The following is a 13,891-nucleotide window of genomic DNA, read 5'->3' as shown; positions in this document are numbered from 1 at the left end:
GGGAGCGGCCGGCAAGGCAGGCCTGCAAAACGAAAGGGTAGTGCTCACCGCGGACGGCGGGCACTACCCTTCAGTCTAGTTGAAGCGCACCGGCGTGGTTTAACCGCCGGATGTCAACAGTTCGACGGCGGCAAGCCGCCTGCGCTCCTAGGCCCCCGACGCCGGTGGCGCGGTGGGCGGCGGAGGTACCTGGCCGTCGTCGTGCGCAGCGCCTGCCTGGGGTGCCTGCTGTGTTCCTGGCCTGTAGCCCTGGCCTGCCCAGTCCTGCTGCGGCGGTTGGGCTGAAGGCCCGACCGGCGGCTGGGGCGCGGCGTAACCCTGCTGCTGGGCAGGGTAAGCCGGCTGGCCCGCGTAGCCCTGCTGGGGCTGGCCGTTCCAGACCTGGCCGTTGGGTGCGGCCCCTGCGAGCGCCGGCGACTTGCGGGAGGAATTCCTCCGCAACAGCACGAACAGCAGGACCAACGCCGCGGCGACCACCAGGACAGCCACCAGGGTCCAGATGATCCACATGGGTATGCCGGGGTTGGCCTCAGCCTTCACCTGCACTGCCGTTTCGTTGATCGAGAGCATGTCAAAAGTCGCCGTGTTGCCGTCGACAACTGCGCCCTTGGCCTCCACAACCTTCCCGGGGAAGGTGAACTTGACGGAGGCTTCGTCAAACATTGACTTGGCCATGCTGGAGGCCTGGGGATCACTGGCATCGGTGCCTGTGACGCTTCCTATCGACATGATGTAGAAGTCGCCGTCCCTTTTCAGGTCAAAAGGGTTCGCCGAGCTGGACGACTCGGCCAGCTTGGCCGGGTCGAGGTTCACTGCCGTGATCCGTTTGCCCTTGTACTTGTCGTCTTCGTAGTCCACAACGGTGGCACCCTCAGGAATATCCATTTCCTGGCTGCCGCTGCCGTTGGACTTCATGAATTCGTCGAAGGACTTATCGCCCAGAACGGACTTCTGGATCGCGTAGACGACCTCGTAGTCGACGCTTTTTTCGTTGTTGACCTTCACCGACATGTTGAGCTTGACGCATCCGGTCAAGGCCACCATCACGGCTATCAGCACACCGATCACGCCCACGGCGCGTTTGACGTTCATTTCTTCTTTCCCCCATTCATCACCTGCACGAGTGAGTGCTGCAACAGCGTATCCCCGCCTGCCGGCCCCCGCCACACGCAACGGGGCTAGCATGGCTTCATGACACCCGGTCAACGCCTGCGGCAGGCAGCCAACGTGCTGAATCTGTCCACACCTCTGGGCCTGGCGGTGGCCCTCGCGTCCCGCTCCACGCTCTCGAAGGGACCGCGAGGCCTCCTGATAGCAGCCGGGTACAGCTGGAAGCTTCCTTTCGCCGGCGCTTTTACCGTGGGGAACGTCATCCTGTACCGGGCACCGCACGGTGTTGCGGGAAGCGACCCAGTGCTCCTGGGACACGAAGAACGCCACAGCACCCAGTACGCGTACTGCCTGGGCCTGCCCTTCTTCGCCCTCTATGGAGCAGCGGCCTGCTGGTCCATGGTCCGCACCGGGAACCCTGGAAGGGCGAACTTCTTCGAGCGCCAGGCCGGGCTGGAGACAGGCGGATACGTTGAGTCGCCCAACCGTGGGCAGCATCGGCAGACCGACCATCGAATGGAGGCTTAGGCATGGAACGAACCATCACAGTGACCGGAACCGGAACCGCAACGGCGGTTCCGGACCTGGTGACGTTGACTCTCGGCGTCGAAACCCGTCGGGAGACCGCAGCGAAAGCATATGACGACGCCGGCAGGTCGGCGGCCGCGGTCGCCGCCGCTTTGCGCACTGCCGGGGTCGCGGACGCCGAGCTTCGAACGAGCGGATTGAACCTGCGCGCCGACCTCGTGTGGGTCGAAGGGCAGGGCCAGAAGGTGACGGCCTACGTGGCCTCCACGACGCTGCACGTCGGGATACATTCCCACGCTGACGCGCCCGCCGCCATCGCCGCGGCGGTAGCCGCCGGAGGTGACGACATCCGCATCAACGGCCTGGAACAAGGCATGGCCAACCCCTCGGCTGTCACGGCACAAGCGCAGGAAGCGGCATGGCGGGACGCAGTGGCCCGCGCCGAACAGTACGCAGGCCTTGCGTCGGCCAGTCTTGGATCGGTGATCACGATCTCCCATCAACCGGCACAAAGCAGCCCCATCCCCGTGGGTGGACTGGTCCGCGCCTCCTTCGCCGCTGAGGCCTTGCCGGTCGAGGCGGGTGAGTCCGCCGTTTCGGCCAGTGTCATCGTGCAATGGGAATTGATCTAGTGGATGGCCCCTGCCCCCAGCTTGGAATCCACCTGTGTGTTAAGTGAAGTCCTGGCAACCACCGCAATCCCTTGGGCGGTGACGTCAAGCGGCATTGAAGGGGCCGAGCCACCAGGGGGTACCTGCTCCGGAGCATAGGGAACGTGAATGAAGCCACCCCGGACGCCCGGCCGGGTCGCCAGCGAATGCATGAGGCCAAAAAAGAGGTGGTTGCAGACGTAGGTACCGGCCGATTGGGAGATTTCACCCCTGATACCTGCAATCTGGAGGTTTCTCAAAGCGGCTTTGATGGGCAGGCCGGAGAAGTACGCTGCCGGGGCTCCTGGGATAACTTCCTCGTCAATGGGCCGCTGGCCTTTGTTATCCGGAATCCTCGCGTCGTCGCAGTTGATGGCAACACGTTCCAGCGATATCCGGTCCCGGCCTCCCGCCAAGCCCACGGCCACCACGATTTCCGGGTCGAGGCGTGACACGGCCTCATCGAGAACCGTCACCGATTCGCCAAAAACGCACGGCAGCTCGATGGCTTCCACAGCGAGGCCCTCCGCTTGCAGCAACTGCCTGGCACGTTGGACAGCAAGCCAGGAAGGGTTGAGGGTTTCCTGACCGAAAGGTTCGAAGCCCGTAAGGAGAATCATGGGCCAACCATAGCAACGCCTGGTCCCCCACCGGCATGGGAGTTCGAAGCCTTGACATTCATTCGAACATACCTTCGAATAGAGTTCATGAGATGGGACGCACAAGCACTTTCACCGACGCGTGAACCGGCACCGGAAACGGCCGGCAGCCCGGCTCCAGGCCCTGCCCCGGCAATGGACGCCCTGCTGCCCTTGGCCGGGCTTGTGCGTTCCGTCTCTACACCCGAATTCTCCGGAGTCACCTTCCATGAGGTCACCGCCAAGTCAGTGCTCAACAAGGTGCCTTCGGGTTCCAATATGCCGTTCGAATGGACGGTCAACCCCTACCGCGGGTGCAGCCATGCCTGTGTCTACTGCTTCGCACGCAAGACCCACACCTATTTGGAATTCGATGCCGGCCGCGACTTCGATTCCCAGGTGGTCGTCAAGATCAACGCAGCCGAGGTACTCCGCAAGGAACTGGCCAAACCTTCCTGGGGACGCCACCAGGTAGCCCTCGGCACCAACACGGACCCATACCAAAGGGCTGAAGGCCGCTACGCCTTGATGCCTGGCATCATCCGGGCCCTCGCCGATTCGGGCACACCGTTCTCCATCTTGACCAAAGGCACCCTGCTGGCCCGTGACATTCCCCTGCTGAAGCACGCCGCCACCCAGGTTCCGGTGGATCTTGGGATCTCGCTGGCCATGACCAACCAAGACCTCGCTGCCCTCATCGAATCGGGAACGCCCTCTCCCAAGGCACGGTTGAAGCTCATTGCCCGCCTTCGGGATGCAGGTCTGGGCTGCGGCGTCATGGCGATGCCCATCCTTCCGTGGCTCACTGATTCCGACGAAGCCCTCGATTCACTGTTCTCGGAATTGGCCCGGGCCGGAGCCACGGGTGTCTCCGCCGGCGCCCTCTACCTCAAGCCTGGCACCCGCGAGTGGTACATGAAGTGGCTTGCCGCAGAACACCCCGAGCTGGTGGGCAAGTACCGGCGCCTCTATGGCAATGGCTCATACGCCTCCAAGGAGTACCGTGCGTGGTTGTCGGGCAGGACCAATCACTTCAAGGCCAAATACGGTTTCACGGGCAGTTCCGGATTCAGTCACCGCAATGCGCGGTACACAGCGGCGCAGGCAGCGTCACCGGCCGGGGCAGCAGTCGCCCCCTTGCCGGGACAACAGTCACTGTTCTAGCTGCCACACGCCCGCGTCAGGCGGGCGTGGACACCCGCTCCAGGAGTGCTCGAACAATCGGGAGGTCAGCTGGTATCCAGGGAAGGGCCAGGGCCTCCCCCTGATCGGCCAGCGGGACCCAGCGGAGTTCGTCGTGGTCTTCCAGTGCGGCAGGCTGACCCGCTGTCACTTCAGCGAACCACACGCGCATGGAGGCCCGCTGATTGAGCGCCCACCCGGCGGCGTTGCCCGATTCCAGCTCGAGGCCGAGCTGAACTTCGATTCCCAACTCCTCCGCGAGTTCACGATGCAAAGCGTCCTCCGGGGTCTCACCGGACTCGACCTTGCCACCAGGGAATTCCCACATGCCCGCGAACTGTGGTGGGGCCGTACGTCGGGCAACCAGCAATCTTTCCGGCGCTTCCAAAGAATCGACAATAGCCGCACCAACGACGTTTATCACTGCAGTCACCGCAACAGTCTAAGGGCCGGACCATGGGCATGGTCACAGCGGTAACGCCCGGTCCCGCCAGCGAACTAGACTTGTTATCGGATTTTCTCCCATTTTTCCCAGCCCAAACGTCGCCCCCAGAAGCAGGTTTATGTCTACCACCATGTCCCAGCCCGTTGCCGTCAAGAAGCCAGGACGCCACCTTGGCTTGGCCATTTTGGCTTTGGCCATGGGCGGGTTTGCCATCGGCACCACAGAGTTCGCCATGATGGGCCTGTTGAAGGAGGTTGAGACGGGACTGGGAATCAGTACCCCGCAAGCGGGCAGCCTTATCTCGGCGTACGCCCTGGGAGTAGTGATCGGCGCCCCCGTCTTTGCCGCCCTGGGAGCCAAGCTGCCCCGCAAGCATCTGGCGCTCGGCCTCATGCTTTTCCTTGCAGTGGCCAACCTGACGTCGTTCATTGCTCCGGACTACGGTTTGATGCTGTTGTCCCGCTTCGCTTCGGGCCTTCCGCATGGAGCGTTCTTCGGGGTGGCAGCCGTCATCGCTGCGGGCCTCGTGGCTCCCACCAAGCGCGGCTGGGCGATCTCCATGGTGATGGCCGGCCTGACGGTCTCGAATGTCATCGGAGTCCCCTTGGCCACCTGGGTGGGCCAGACCTTTGGCTGGCGCCTGCTCTTTGTCATCGTCGGCGCCATCGGCCTGCTGACGGTTGCCATGATGTGGAAGTTTGTCCCCTTCGAAGCCGCGCACCCGGACGCCAGCATCCGACGGGAACTTGGAGCACTCAAGAGGCTCCAGGTATGGCTGGCCCTCCTGATCGGCATCATCGGCTTCGGTGGCTTCTTCGCCGTGTACACCTACATCGCCCACACCATGACCTCGGTGGCGGGTATCCCCGAAAACCTCATTCCCGCCGTCGTTGCCCTCTATGGTCTCGGCATGGTTGTCGGAAACATCATCGGCGGCCGGCTGGCGGACAAGTCCGTGATGGGTACCATCTACTGGGTCATGCCCGGGATCGCCGCCGCCCTGGTGGTGTACGCCATCGCAGCCCACTGGGCTTGGTCTGCCTTCCTGATGGCCTTTGTGGTCGGTGGCATCGGTTCGATGCTGACACCGGCACTGCAGACCAGGCTCCTCGATTCAGCCCCTGGGGCTGCCTCGCTGGCCTCCTCGCTGAACCACTCAGCCCTCAACATCGCCAACGCCCTGGGTGCTTTCCTGGGTGGCACGGTCATTGCCTGGGGCTGGGGTTACGTCGCCCCCGCCTTGGTAGGTGCGGTACTTGCCCTCCTGGGCCTGGGCGTTGCTGTCATCAGTGGCGTGGTGGAACGCAGGAGCGCCCTAGCTGCCTGATCGGCCGTCGCATTAACGACTAATGGCTCCGCTTCGGCGGAGCCATTGGTCGTTAATCAGCGTGATGCCCTTAGGCCTGGGCCTGTACCCGCTCAATGTCGGGTTCAAGGTAGATGACCCGGGCGATCGGAACTGCTGCCCGGATCCGCTGCTCGGCGTCGTCAATTCCCTTGGCGATCTCTTCGCCTGTCTCAGAGGCTCCCATGGAGATTTTGGCGGCCACCAGCAACTCTTCCGGTCCGAGGTGCATGGTCTTGAGGTGGATGATCCGGGTCCCGTCGGCCTGCAGGGCTTCGGAGATGCGCTGGACGTCTTCCTTCGTGGCGGACTCCCCCAACAGCAGCGATTTGGTTTCCATGGCCAAAACGACGGCGATGGCTACCAGCAGCAAGCCGATCATCGCGGTCCCGAGGGCGTCCCAGACTCCGTCTCCGGTAACCAGGGTCATGCTGACGCCGAAGAGTGCGAAGACCAAGCCCAGCAGTGCGCCGAAGTCTTCGAGCAAAATGACGGGCAGTTCCGGTTGCTTGGCGTTGCGGACAAACTTGACCCAGCTTTGCTTGCCGCGGACGTGGTTCGACTCGATGATTGCCGTGCGGAAGGAGAAACCTTCAGCGATGATCGCCCCTACCAGGACAGCCAAGGGAACCCACCAGAAGCCTCCCTCGATGCCGTGCGGATGCTGGAACTTCTCCCACGCCTCGTACAGAGCAAACAGGCCACCGACGCTGAACAGCACAATAGAGACAATGAAGGCGTAAATGTAGCGTTCGCGGCCATAGCCGAACGGATGCTCCGGGCTTGCGGCCCGCTTGGAACGCTTGCCTCCAACCAACAGCAGAACCTGGTTACCGGAATCGGCCACCGAGTGGATTGCCTCCGCGAGCATGGACGATGACGCCGTCAGGAAAAACGCAATGAACTTCAGAACAGCAATGGTCAGATTGGCGGCCAGAGCCGCCACAATCGCTTTGGTACCGCCACCAGCAGCCACGAAAGCTTCACCTCTTCGGATATGGGAAAGAATGGGAAAGGCCAAGAAGAGTCGTCATCGTCTGATCTTGCAAGCATTACCGTACCCGGCAGGGCGGTATTTACACATTCTCCACTCTGGCGCCTTGCTGCGAACGCGCACTCGCGTAAAGACACACAGTGGCCGCAGTGCCCAGGTTCAAGCTTTCTGCTGCTCCATAGACAGGCACGGCAACACGGTGGTCCGCCAGTGCCAGTTCATCGTCCGACAGGCCTTGCGCCTCATTGCCGAAGAGCCACGCGGTAGGGGCTTCCAGGGCATAGTCGGACGCCACGGAGTCATTGCCCAACCGCCGGGCGGCATTTTCGTCCTGGAGCTTGTCCAGGTTCAGGGTTCCGTAACCGTCAGCGGCAAGGATTCCGATCCCGCGCTCCCGGCACTCGGCCGCCAGTTCCTTGACGTCCACGCCCAGGACTACTGGAAGATGAAAGAGCGAACCGGCGGTGGAGCGGACAGCTTTCGGGTTGTAGATGTCCACGCTGGAGCCGGTCAGGACTACGGCGTCTGCCCCTGCCGCATCAGCGGCACGAAGCACAGTACCGGCATTGCCGGGGTCACGCACCTGGCACATGACCGCGAGAAGCCGGGGACCGGCGTCGAGCACTGATTCCAGGCTGACGTCCACAAAACTGCAGACCGCCACGATCCCCTGGGGATTGACGGTGTCCGCCATGGCGGACAGAACGTCATCGCTCGCCAACCGGAGCAACGTACCCTGCGCCAAGTCGGCGAGCTCGGGCAGGCGGTCAAGGCACGCCTCGCTGGCAAAAACTTCATGCACGACGGCGGCTCCACCGGCCGCCGTACGCTCACGGTGGAGGGTCAACGCCTCACGCACCGCCTGCGGACCTTCAGCAAGGAAGCGTCCGCGCTTTAAACGCGCCGGGCGCCCGGCAAGCTTGGCGACGTCCCTCACCCGATCTGCTCGGGGATTGGTCATCGGAAAGTCTTGCGGGCGCCCGGTTTCGTTCATATATAGAACTTTAGTGGCAGTTGCGACTAGTTCTTGATCTGCTGGCGGGCTTCGCCGCCGGCCGGCTCGAAACCGGCAGCCTTTGCAGCTTCGACCGTGGAGAACCAGTACTCAGCAGCGGTGGTGTTGTACCAAGTGGAACCCGGTACGTGGTACTTCTTGGACTCGGCGTTGCCCTTGATGGCGTAGCCTTCCGGAGCCTCGTCACCGTCGGCGGCAACTGCACCGTCGATGGCCGGCTTCTCGGAAACGACAGCCTTGACAGCCGGAGCCGTAGCAACGGCCGGAGCAACCTTGGCCTTCGGGGCAGCCTTGGCAGCCGGAGCGGAGGTGTCAGCCGGGAGTGCACCCTTGGCAACGTTCACCAAGGCGGCGAAAGCGTTGGCGTCGGAGACAGCCAGTTCGGCCAGCATGCGGCGGTCAACCTCAACCTCAGCAGCCTTCAGGCCCTGGATGAGACGGTTGTAGGTGAGGCCGTTGGCGCGGGATGCAGCGTTGATACGCTGGATCCAGAGGCGACGGAAGTCGCCCTTCTTCTTGCGGCGGTCGCCGTAGCTGTACACAAACGAGTGCAGCAGCTGTTCTTTTGCCTTGCGGTACAGGCGCGAACGCTGACCGCGGTAACCCTTGGCGCGTTCGAGGACAACCCGGCGCTTCTTGTGGGCGTTTACCGCCCGCTTCACACGTGCCACGTGCGTACTCCTTCAGAAATCTTTATCCCAAGCTGCTACTGCCGGAATCCCGGCTGGCCTGAGAAGGCTTTTGGTGTAGTCGGTCCCTGCCGGATGGCAGTAACCAAAGAACTTGGAACTTAGAGGCCGAGCATCTTCTTGATGACCTTGGCGTCACCCTTGAAGACGAGCTTGTCGCCGGCGAGGCGACGGGTCAGCCTGGAGGACTTGTGCTCCAGGTAGTGACGGCGGTTGGCCTGCTGACGCTTCAGCTTGCCCGAACCGGTCAGCTTGAAGCGCTTCTTAGCACCGCTGTGGGTCTTCATCTTCGGCATGGGAACCGATCTCCTTACGTATCCACGGACAAGTCCGCGATTCTATCGCGCAGCCGGCCAACGGGGGCCGACGTGCTGGTTGCTTGCCGGTGGAGGCGAGGCCTCCGCGGCGTTGAACTAGGTGGTCTTGCGTGCTGCAGGCTTCGGCGCGGCCTTGGGGGCTGCAGGCCGGGCTGCGGGCTTGGGAGCCGCCGGCTTGGCGACAGGCTTGGGGGCCGAGGGAACTGCAGGCTTCGGAGCCGCCGCCGGAACAGCAGGCTTGGGAGCCGTAGCTTCCGGAGCGGCCTTGGGAGCCGGGGTCTCCTCAGCAACGGGAGCTTCCTCCGCAACCGAAACTTCCTCAGCAGCAGGAGCCTCTTCTGCAGCCGGAGCAGCTTCTTCGACAACCTGGGCATCTTCAGCTGCGGGAGCTTCAGGTGTTGCTTCTGCGGGCGCCGGAGCTTCCTGCGTGGTTTCCGCTTCGGCCACCTTGAAGCCTTCGGGCAGAAGGTCAGCAATGCTCTGCGTCAGCGGAGCCTGCTCCCCCGTGGTGTCCACGCGTGCTGCGGCCTTGGCTTCGTTCTGCGCCTTGGCTTCTGCGCGCTGGCTGGCACGGCGGGCTTCAGCCTTGGCTTCTGCCTTGTTCTTCAGCGGTCCGATCACCATGACCATGTTGCGGCCATCGATGCGCGGGCTGGACTCGATGACGCCAACTTCAGCCACATCTTCAGCGAAACGCTGCAGCAGGCGGATGCCCATTTCGGGACGCTGCTGCTCACGGCCGCGGAACTGGATCATGGCCTTGACCTTGTCACCGGCTCCGAGGAAGCGCAGAGCGTGCCCACGCTTGGTTTCGTAGTCGTGCTTGTCGATCTTGAGGCGGAAACGAATTTCCTTGAGAACCGTGTTGGTCTGGTTCTTGCGGGCTTCGCGCGCCTTCACCGCGGCTTCGTACTTGTACTTGCCGAAGTCCATCAACTTGCAAACAGGAGGCTTGGCCTGCGGCGCAACTTCAACGAGATCGAGATCGGATTCGGCAGCCAGACGCAGTGCGTCCTCGATGCGGACAATTCCTACCTGTTCGCCGGCAGGACCGACCAACCGCACCTCGGGGACGCGGATACGCTCATTGATTCTTGGCTCGCTAATGTTAAAGCTCCTGTGGTTGTGGTGGTGTCACCGGCAAAAAGAGAAGGCCCCCAATTGCTGGCGCAATCGAAGGCCTCGAAGATCGGCTGCACTTCCCCAAAGGGAAAGTACGCACAGCCGGGGATAAACCCCGGAGTGTCCGACCAGGTACCCGGCAACCTCTTGTCCCGTGAGGGAATCCTGTCCCCGAAGGGAAACGGCTGACGCGGGTGGGAGAGAACTCCGCTTGCAAACTGAAAGACAATTCTACAGAAACAACCCGCCAAGCGCACATTGTGGCTGGCGGGCCTGTTGACTACAGATCTTCACCGCGGATATCCATGGTGAATAACGACTTCCAGTCGGTCTGTGACAAGCTTACCAGTATGAGCACTGAAGACAGCAATTCCCGCAACACCTTCGGCGGAGACGCCCCCGCCGCCGACGCCGGGGTCTCCCAGCAGATCCGTGACATCGCCGAGGTACCGGCCGTGGAAGTCATCACTACCGGGGCCGTTCACCTGATGAGCGCGGCAGCCGTCAAGGTGGGGCTCGCGGACGACCCCAACGCAGAAGACCTCAAAGACCTGGACGAGGCCCGCAAGCTGATCACCGCACTTGCCGGCCTGGTATCCGCCGCCGCTCCCGAAATCGGTTCACAGCATGCCGGCCCGTTGCGCGATGGCCTGCGCTCGTTGCAGCTGGCCTTCCGCGAAGCCTCCATCATCCCCGACGCCCCCGGCAAGGGCCCGGGCGAGAAGTTCACCGGTCCGGTGAACTAGCCGCGGACTGCCGGAATAACCACCGACGGCGGGTCGACCACACTGGTCGGCCCGCCGTCGTCGTCTGCTGACCCTGTTGCGCCTCAGACCCGGGCGGCGCGACGACGGATGGACGTCAGGACCAAACCCGTAGCGCACAGCGCGACGCCGGCGATGCCGACCGCCGCGAATCCCCCGGACGGGCCGACAGTGTCGATGAAGACCCCGGCCAAGGGTGCGCCCAGCGCGACGCCTGCGGTGAGGGCAGAGCCATACCAGCCCATCGCCTCGCCGCGACGTTCCTCATCCACCAGATCGGCCACCTTCTCGGAGGATGCCGACAGGACCGGGGCGCACAGGAGGCCCGGGAGCAGCGAGAGGAACGCAAGGGTCCAGGTGTCATGGGCGAAGCCCATCGGAATGGTCAGTGCGGCCATGCCCAGCAGAAGGACCATGGGCGATACTGTCCGCTTCATTGAGCCGTAGATCAGGCCGCCGATCACTGACGCGGCACACCAGAAGAAGAACACAATGCCGATTTCATTTTGATGCCCGCCACGCTCCAGCAGCCCCACGATGCTGACGTCGGAGCCGCTGAGCACCATGCCCGAACCGGCTGCGACGGCGAAGAGCGCGGCAACAGAGACCGTAAACCAGGTGAAGTTCCTGGCCACCCGGTTCTTCAGCGCCGACGTACGCGAGGTGGCGGACGCCATTTCGGAGGCCGCTTCCTGGACGTGCGCAGGAGCCGATGCCACCATCGCGGCTTCCGCCGCGGCCAAATCGGCAGACTCGCGGTCAGCGGATTCCTCCGGAGTGCACGGGACGTCGCTGCGGGTCGGCGGGTTGAACCACATGAGGAAAAGTCCAGCCACTGAGACGGAGACACCCACGGCAGTAAGGCCGACGGCCGAAAAACCGCTCGTGGCCACCACGGCCCCCACGGCCGGACCAATCATGAAAACCAGCTCCGTGGCAATGGAGTCAAGGGCGAACGCCGAACGGCGCTGTTCCCCGTCCACCAGCACACCCAACGACTGGCGGACCACACTGAAGATCGGCAAGGTGAAGAGGCCACCGATAAAGACCAGCGGAAGCAGCCACTGATAGGAAACATGCGGCACAACCGACCAAATCACGGCTTCGGAAATGACCGAAGGGATCAAGGCCTTCCGCAGACCCACCATGTCCACCCGGCGGCCACGCCATGGCGCCCCCAAAGCGATGCCGATGGTCATGACCGCGGCCGCGGCACCCGCAGCGGCATAACCTTGCCCCAGCGTCTGGACAATGTGGAGGGTCAGGAGCACCCCGGCAGCGGAATGCGGTATGCGGGCAATCATGCCCACCACCAGCAGACGGCGGACAGGCCGGATGGACAGCATCTCTTTGTAGAGAGCGAAGTTCACTCAATCCTCATTTCCCCGGGCAACCCCGGGGAACCGGACCTGCCATTAGTGCGGCGCGGGCTCCTGTGCTGCACGCTGCAGTTTGATCTCCATGGAGTCGACGCCTTCGGCAAAGGAATCCATGCTTGCCCATGCTTCGTTCAACTGGCCGACAAGCGCCTGGACCGCCGCGGCGTCCAGCCCGTCCTCAAGGAAAAGCACCACACGCAGTTCCGGACCTGCGCCGCCACCTTGCACCTGACGTCCATCGGACGTGAGGGATGCGACGCCACCACCAGCCTGCGTCTCAAGGCGCCGGACCGCGGCGAAGCCTGAAATTGTCGAAACGAGAGCAGTCTCCAGTTGATCATCCAGGTATGACGGCGTCCAGTCCTTCTGCTGGGCCAAGGCCCACAGTGCCGGGCGCCTGACCACGAAGGCGAACTCGGAACCGGGATCCACAACCAGCAACTGGGCGCCTTCGGATACTGCCGAAAGCGCCGCCCGCGCGGCGTAAACAGCTACCGGGCGCGCCTGCGGGTGCCACAATTCCAAAGCGGCCGCAGAGGTGAAGACCGGCATTGCCGTCCGGCCGTCGGGAGCCTTGAGTGTGACCAATGCCATATCGGCCTGCTTGTCGGCATGCAGCCCGTCGACACCTTCGGCTTCCTCGGCAAGTTGGGCCACGACCGGGACAAAAACCCGTGCCGTCGCCAAGGAAGCCACCACGTCGGCTTCGCCGCCGGTGCCGTTGAACAGCCCCGCTATGGCAGCGAGGTAACCGGCGTCCGCGCTTCCGTCGTCGTCGTCGAAGTTGTGGATCTTGGCGTCGTCACCGGCCAGGCTCCTCCCGGCCCACGGCTGGCCGGCAGAATCCGTCGCCCCGCCCGCACCCGCCAAGGCCGCCGCGATGTGGCCCGGCAGTTCACGCCTCTGCTGCAGGTTGGACTCCGGCTCGTTGGATTCCGAGCCGGCTGAGTGGCGGCCCATCAGCGGCGGCCGGCCACGTCCAGGGCCTCGGGCAAGGTGAAGGCGCCGGCGTAGAGAGCCTTGCCCACAATCGCACCCTCAACACCGAGCGGCACCAGTTCGCGCAGGACGCGGAGGTCCTCCAGGCTGGAGATACCACCCGAAGCCACCACGGGCTTCCCGGTCTTCTCCACCATCTGGCGCAGCAAATCCACGTTGGGCCCCTGCAGGGTGCCATCCTTGGTCACGTCCGTCACCACGTAGCGGGCACACCCGGCGTCCTCGAGACGGGCCAGGACCTCCCAGAGATCCCCGCCCTCCTTCGTCCAACCGCGGCCGGCAAGGGTGGTACCCCGGACATCGAGGCCGACGGCGATCTGGTCACCAAAGCGCTCGATGGCCCTCTTGGTCCAGTCCGGGTTCTCCAACGCAGCCGTGCCAAGGTTCACCCGGGCAACACCCAATTCCAGCGCACGCTCAAGTGACTCGTCATCCCGCAGGCCCCCGGACAGCTCCACCTTGACGTTGAGTTGCGACACGACCTCGCTGATGAGCGCGGCGTTGTTTCCCCGGCCGAAAGCGGCGTCCAGGTCAACCATGTGAACCCATTCCGCCCCGGCGTTCTGCCAGTTGAGGGCTGCTTCAAGCGGAGTTCCGTAGCTCGTTTCCGAGCCTGCCTCTCCTTGCAGGAGGCGCACCGCCTGGCCGTCAACAATATCGACGGCAGGCAGGAGTTCCAGGACGGACTGGGAGGAGGTGGTCATGAGGGTCCTT

16 protein-coding genes are annotated in these 13,891 nt (G+C 63.5%); 5 read left to right on the top strand and 11 right to left on the bottom strand.

Annotation, left to right across the window (positions count from 1 at the left end; all coding sequences use genetic code 11):
* Nucleotides 1-147: 147 nt before the first annotated feature.
* A complete protein-coding gene (locus PQ627_RS16585; protein WP_274262567.1) occupies nt 148-1,092 on the bottom strand; it encodes a proline-rich domain-containing protein in 945 nt (314 codons plus the stop codon).
* 99 nt (nt 1,093-1,191) lie between these two features.
* On the opposite strand from PQ627_RS16585, the gene PQ627_RS16580 reads away from it, so the two are divergent.
* Nucleotides 1,192-1,638 (top strand): hypothetical protein, encoded by a 447-nt coding sequence (locus PQ627_RS16580; protein ID WP_274262566.1) that lies wholly within the window; start codon nt 1,192-1,194, stop codon nt 1,636-1,638.
* Between the two features lie 2 nt (nt 1,639-1,640).
* Nucleotides 1,641-2,270: an SIMPL domain-containing protein gene (locus PQ627_RS16575; RefSeq protein ID WP_274262565.1), complete on the top strand. Its 630-nt coding sequence runs from the start codon at nt 1,641-1,643 to the stop codon at nt 2,268-2,270.
* On the opposite strand, the gene pcp is transcribed toward PQ627_RS16575, so the two are convergent.
* Nucleotides 2,267-2,908: a pyroglutamyl-peptidase I gene (gene pcp, locus PQ627_RS16570; protein ID WP_274262564.1), complete on the bottom strand. Its 642-nt coding sequence runs from the start codon at nt 2,906-2,908 to the stop codon at nt 2,267-2,269. The genes PQ627_RS16575 and pcp overlap by 4 nt on opposite strands.
* A gap of 87 nt (nt 2,909-2,995) precedes the next feature.
* Between pcp and PQ627_RS16565 the strand changes: the two genes are divergently transcribed.
* The gene (locus PQ627_RS16565; RefSeq protein ID WP_274262563.1) at nt 2,996-4,090 is read left to right on the top strand and encodes an Rv2578c family radical SAM protein; all 1,095 of its coding nucleotides are present in this window, start codon (nt 2,996-2,998) and stop codon (nt 4,088-4,090) included.
* Between the two features lie 16 nt (nt 4,091-4,106).
* Here the strand turns inward: PQ627_RS16565 and PQ627_RS16560 are convergent, their stop codons facing one another.
* Entirely contained in the window at nt 4,107-4,541 is a 435-nt protein-coding gene (locus PQ627_RS16560) for a (deoxy)nucleoside triphosphate pyrophosphohydrolase (protein ID WP_274262562.1), read from the bottom strand.
* 130 nt (nt 4,542-4,671) lie between these two features.
* On the opposite strand from PQ627_RS16560, the gene PQ627_RS16555 reads away from it, so the two are divergent.
* Nucleotides 4,672-5,880, top strand: a complete 1,209-nt coding sequence (locus tag PQ627_RS16555) for an MFS transporter (RefSeq protein ID WP_274262561.1) — start codon at nt 4,672-4,674, stop codon at nt 5,878-5,880.
* Nucleotides 5,881-5,950: 70 nt separating this feature from the next.
* On the opposite strand, the gene PQ627_RS16550 is transcribed toward PQ627_RS16555, so the two are convergent.
* The 5 genes from PQ627_RS16550 to infC all read right to left on the bottom strand — a co-directional run bounded on the left by PQ627_RS16550 (nt 5,951) and on the right by infC (nt 9,978).
* On the bottom strand, nt 5,951-6,874 hold the full coding sequence (locus PQ627_RS16550) for a cation diffusion facilitator family transporter (RefSeq protein ID WP_144663065.1): 924 nt from the start codon (nt 6,872-6,874) through the stop codon (nt 5,951-5,953).
* A 100-nt stretch (nt 6,875-6,974) separates the two neighbouring features.
* Nucleotides 6,975-7,886 carry a TrmH family RNA methyltransferase gene (locus tag PQ627_RS16545; protein ID WP_274262560.1) on the bottom strand — a complete coding sequence of 304 codons (912 nt, stop codon included), beginning with the start codon at nt 7,884-7,886 and terminating at the stop codon, nt 6,975-6,977.
* 26 nt (nt 7,887-7,912) lie between these two features.
* Nucleotides 7,913-8,578: a 50S ribosomal protein L20, sunset domain variant gene (gene rplT, locus PQ627_RS16540; RefSeq protein WP_144663063.1), complete on the bottom strand. Its 666-nt coding sequence runs from the start codon at nt 8,576-8,578 to the stop codon at nt 7,913-7,915.
* Between the two features lie 119 nt (nt 8,579-8,697).
* The gene (gene rpmI / locus PQ627_RS16535) at nt 8,698-8,892 is read right to left on the bottom strand and encodes a 50S ribosomal protein L35 (RefSeq protein WP_144663062.1); all 195 of its coding nucleotides are present in this window, start codon (nt 8,890-8,892) and stop codon (nt 8,698-8,700) included.
* A gap of 117 nt (nt 8,893-9,009) precedes the next feature.
* Nucleotides 9,010-9,978 carry a translation initiation factor IF-3 gene (infC, locus tag PQ627_RS16530; protein ID WP_400371106.1) on the bottom strand — a complete coding sequence of 323 codons (969 nt, stop codon included), beginning with the start codon at nt 9,976-9,978 and terminating at the stop codon, nt 9,010-9,012.
* A gap of 407 nt (nt 9,979-10,385) precedes the next feature.
* Here infC and PQ627_RS16525 point away from each other — a divergent pair, with 407 nt between their 5' ends.
* Nucleotides 10,386-10,781, top strand: coding sequence for a DUF1844 domain-containing protein (locus tag PQ627_RS16525; RefSeq protein ID WP_144663060.1), 396 nt, complete (start codon nt 10,386-10,388; stop codon nt 10,779-10,781).
* 83 nt (nt 10,782-10,864) lie between these two features.
* Here the strand turns inward: PQ627_RS16525 and PQ627_RS16520 are convergent, their stop codons facing one another.
* Genes PQ627_RS16520 through priA form a run of 3 tightly spaced genes read right to left on the bottom strand, consistent with a single transcriptional unit; the run spans nt 10,865 to nt 13,881 of the window.
* Nucleotides 10,865-12,169 carry an MFS transporter gene (locus PQ627_RS16520; RefSeq protein ID WP_144663059.1) on the bottom strand — a complete coding sequence of 435 codons (1,305 nt, stop codon included), beginning with the start codon at nt 12,167-12,169 and terminating at the stop codon, nt 10,865-10,867.
* A 45-nt stretch (nt 12,170-12,214) separates the two neighbouring features.
* A complete protein-coding gene (locus tag PQ627_RS16515) occupies nt 12,215-13,138 on the bottom strand; it encodes an SseB family protein (RefSeq protein WP_274262559.1) in 924 nt (307 codons plus the stop codon).
* Nucleotides 13,138-13,881, bottom strand: coding sequence for a bifunctional 1-(5-phosphoribosyl)-5-((5-phosphoribosylamino)methylideneamino)imidazole-4-carboxamide isomerase/phosphoribosylanthranilate isomerase PriA (priA, locus tag PQ627_RS16510; protein ID WP_274262558.1), 744 nt, complete (start codon nt 13,879-13,881; stop codon nt 13,138-13,140). Before priA ends, PQ627_RS16515 begins: the two co-directional genes overlap by 1 nt.
* Between the last annotated feature and the right edge of the window lie 10 nt (nt 13,882-13,891).

Origin of the sequence: Paenarthrobacter sp. AB444 (assembly GCF_028736865.1) — a bacterium.
Classification (GTDB): Bacteria; Actinomycetota; Actinomycetes; order Actinomycetales; family Micrococcaceae; genus Arthrobacter; species Arthrobacter nicotinovorans_B.
This window is presented reverse-complemented; position numbering and strand designations above follow the sequence as displayed.

What these genes read in the sequence shown, in the direction of transcription:
- PQ627_RS16575 (WP_274262565.1), top strand. Translation starts at nt 1,641, where the DNA reads ATGGAACGAACCATCACAGTGACCGGAACCGGAACCGCAACGGCGGTT.
- PQ627_RS16525 (WP_144663060.1), top strand. Translation starts at nt 10,386, where the DNA reads ATGAGCACTGAAGACAGCAATTCCCGCAACACCTTCGGCGGAGACGCC.
- PQ627_RS16515 (WP_274262559.1), bottom strand. Translation starts at nt 13,138, where the DNA reads ATGGGCCGCCACTCAGCCGGCTCGGAATCCAACGAGCCGGAGTCCAAC.
- PQ627_RS16580 (WP_274262566.1), top strand. Translation starts at nt 1,192, where the DNA reads ATGACACCCGGTCAACGCCTGCGGCAGGCAGCCAACGTGCTGAATCTG.
- priA (WP_274262558.1), bottom strand. Translation starts at nt 13,881, where the DNA reads ATGACCACCTCCTCCCAGTCCGTCCTGGAACTCCTGCCTGCCGTCGAT.
- PQ627_RS16585 (WP_274262567.1), bottom strand. Translation starts at nt 1,092, where the DNA reads ATGAACGTCAAACGCGCCGTGGGCGTGATCGGTGTGCTGATAGCCGTG.
- PQ627_RS16565 (WP_274262563.1), top strand. Translation starts at nt 2,996, where the DNA reads ATGAGATGGGACGCACAAGCACTTTCACCGACGCGTGAACCGGCACCG.
- PQ627_RS16555 (WP_274262561.1), top strand. Translation starts at nt 4,672, where the DNA reads ATGTCTACCACCATGTCCCAGCCCGTTGCCGTCAAGAAGCCAGGACGC.
- pcp (WP_274262564.1), bottom strand. Translation starts at nt 2,908, where the DNA reads ATGATTCTCCTTACGGGCTTCGAACCTTTCGGTCAGGAAACCCTCAAC.
- rpmI (WP_144663062.1), bottom strand. Translation starts at nt 8,892, where the DNA reads ATGCCGAAGATGAAGACCCACAGCGGTGCTAAGAAGCGCTTCAAGCTG.
- PQ627_RS16545 (WP_274262560.1), bottom strand. Translation starts at nt 7,886, where the DNA reads ATGAACGAAACCGGGCGCCCGCAAGACTTTCCGATGACCAATCCCCGA.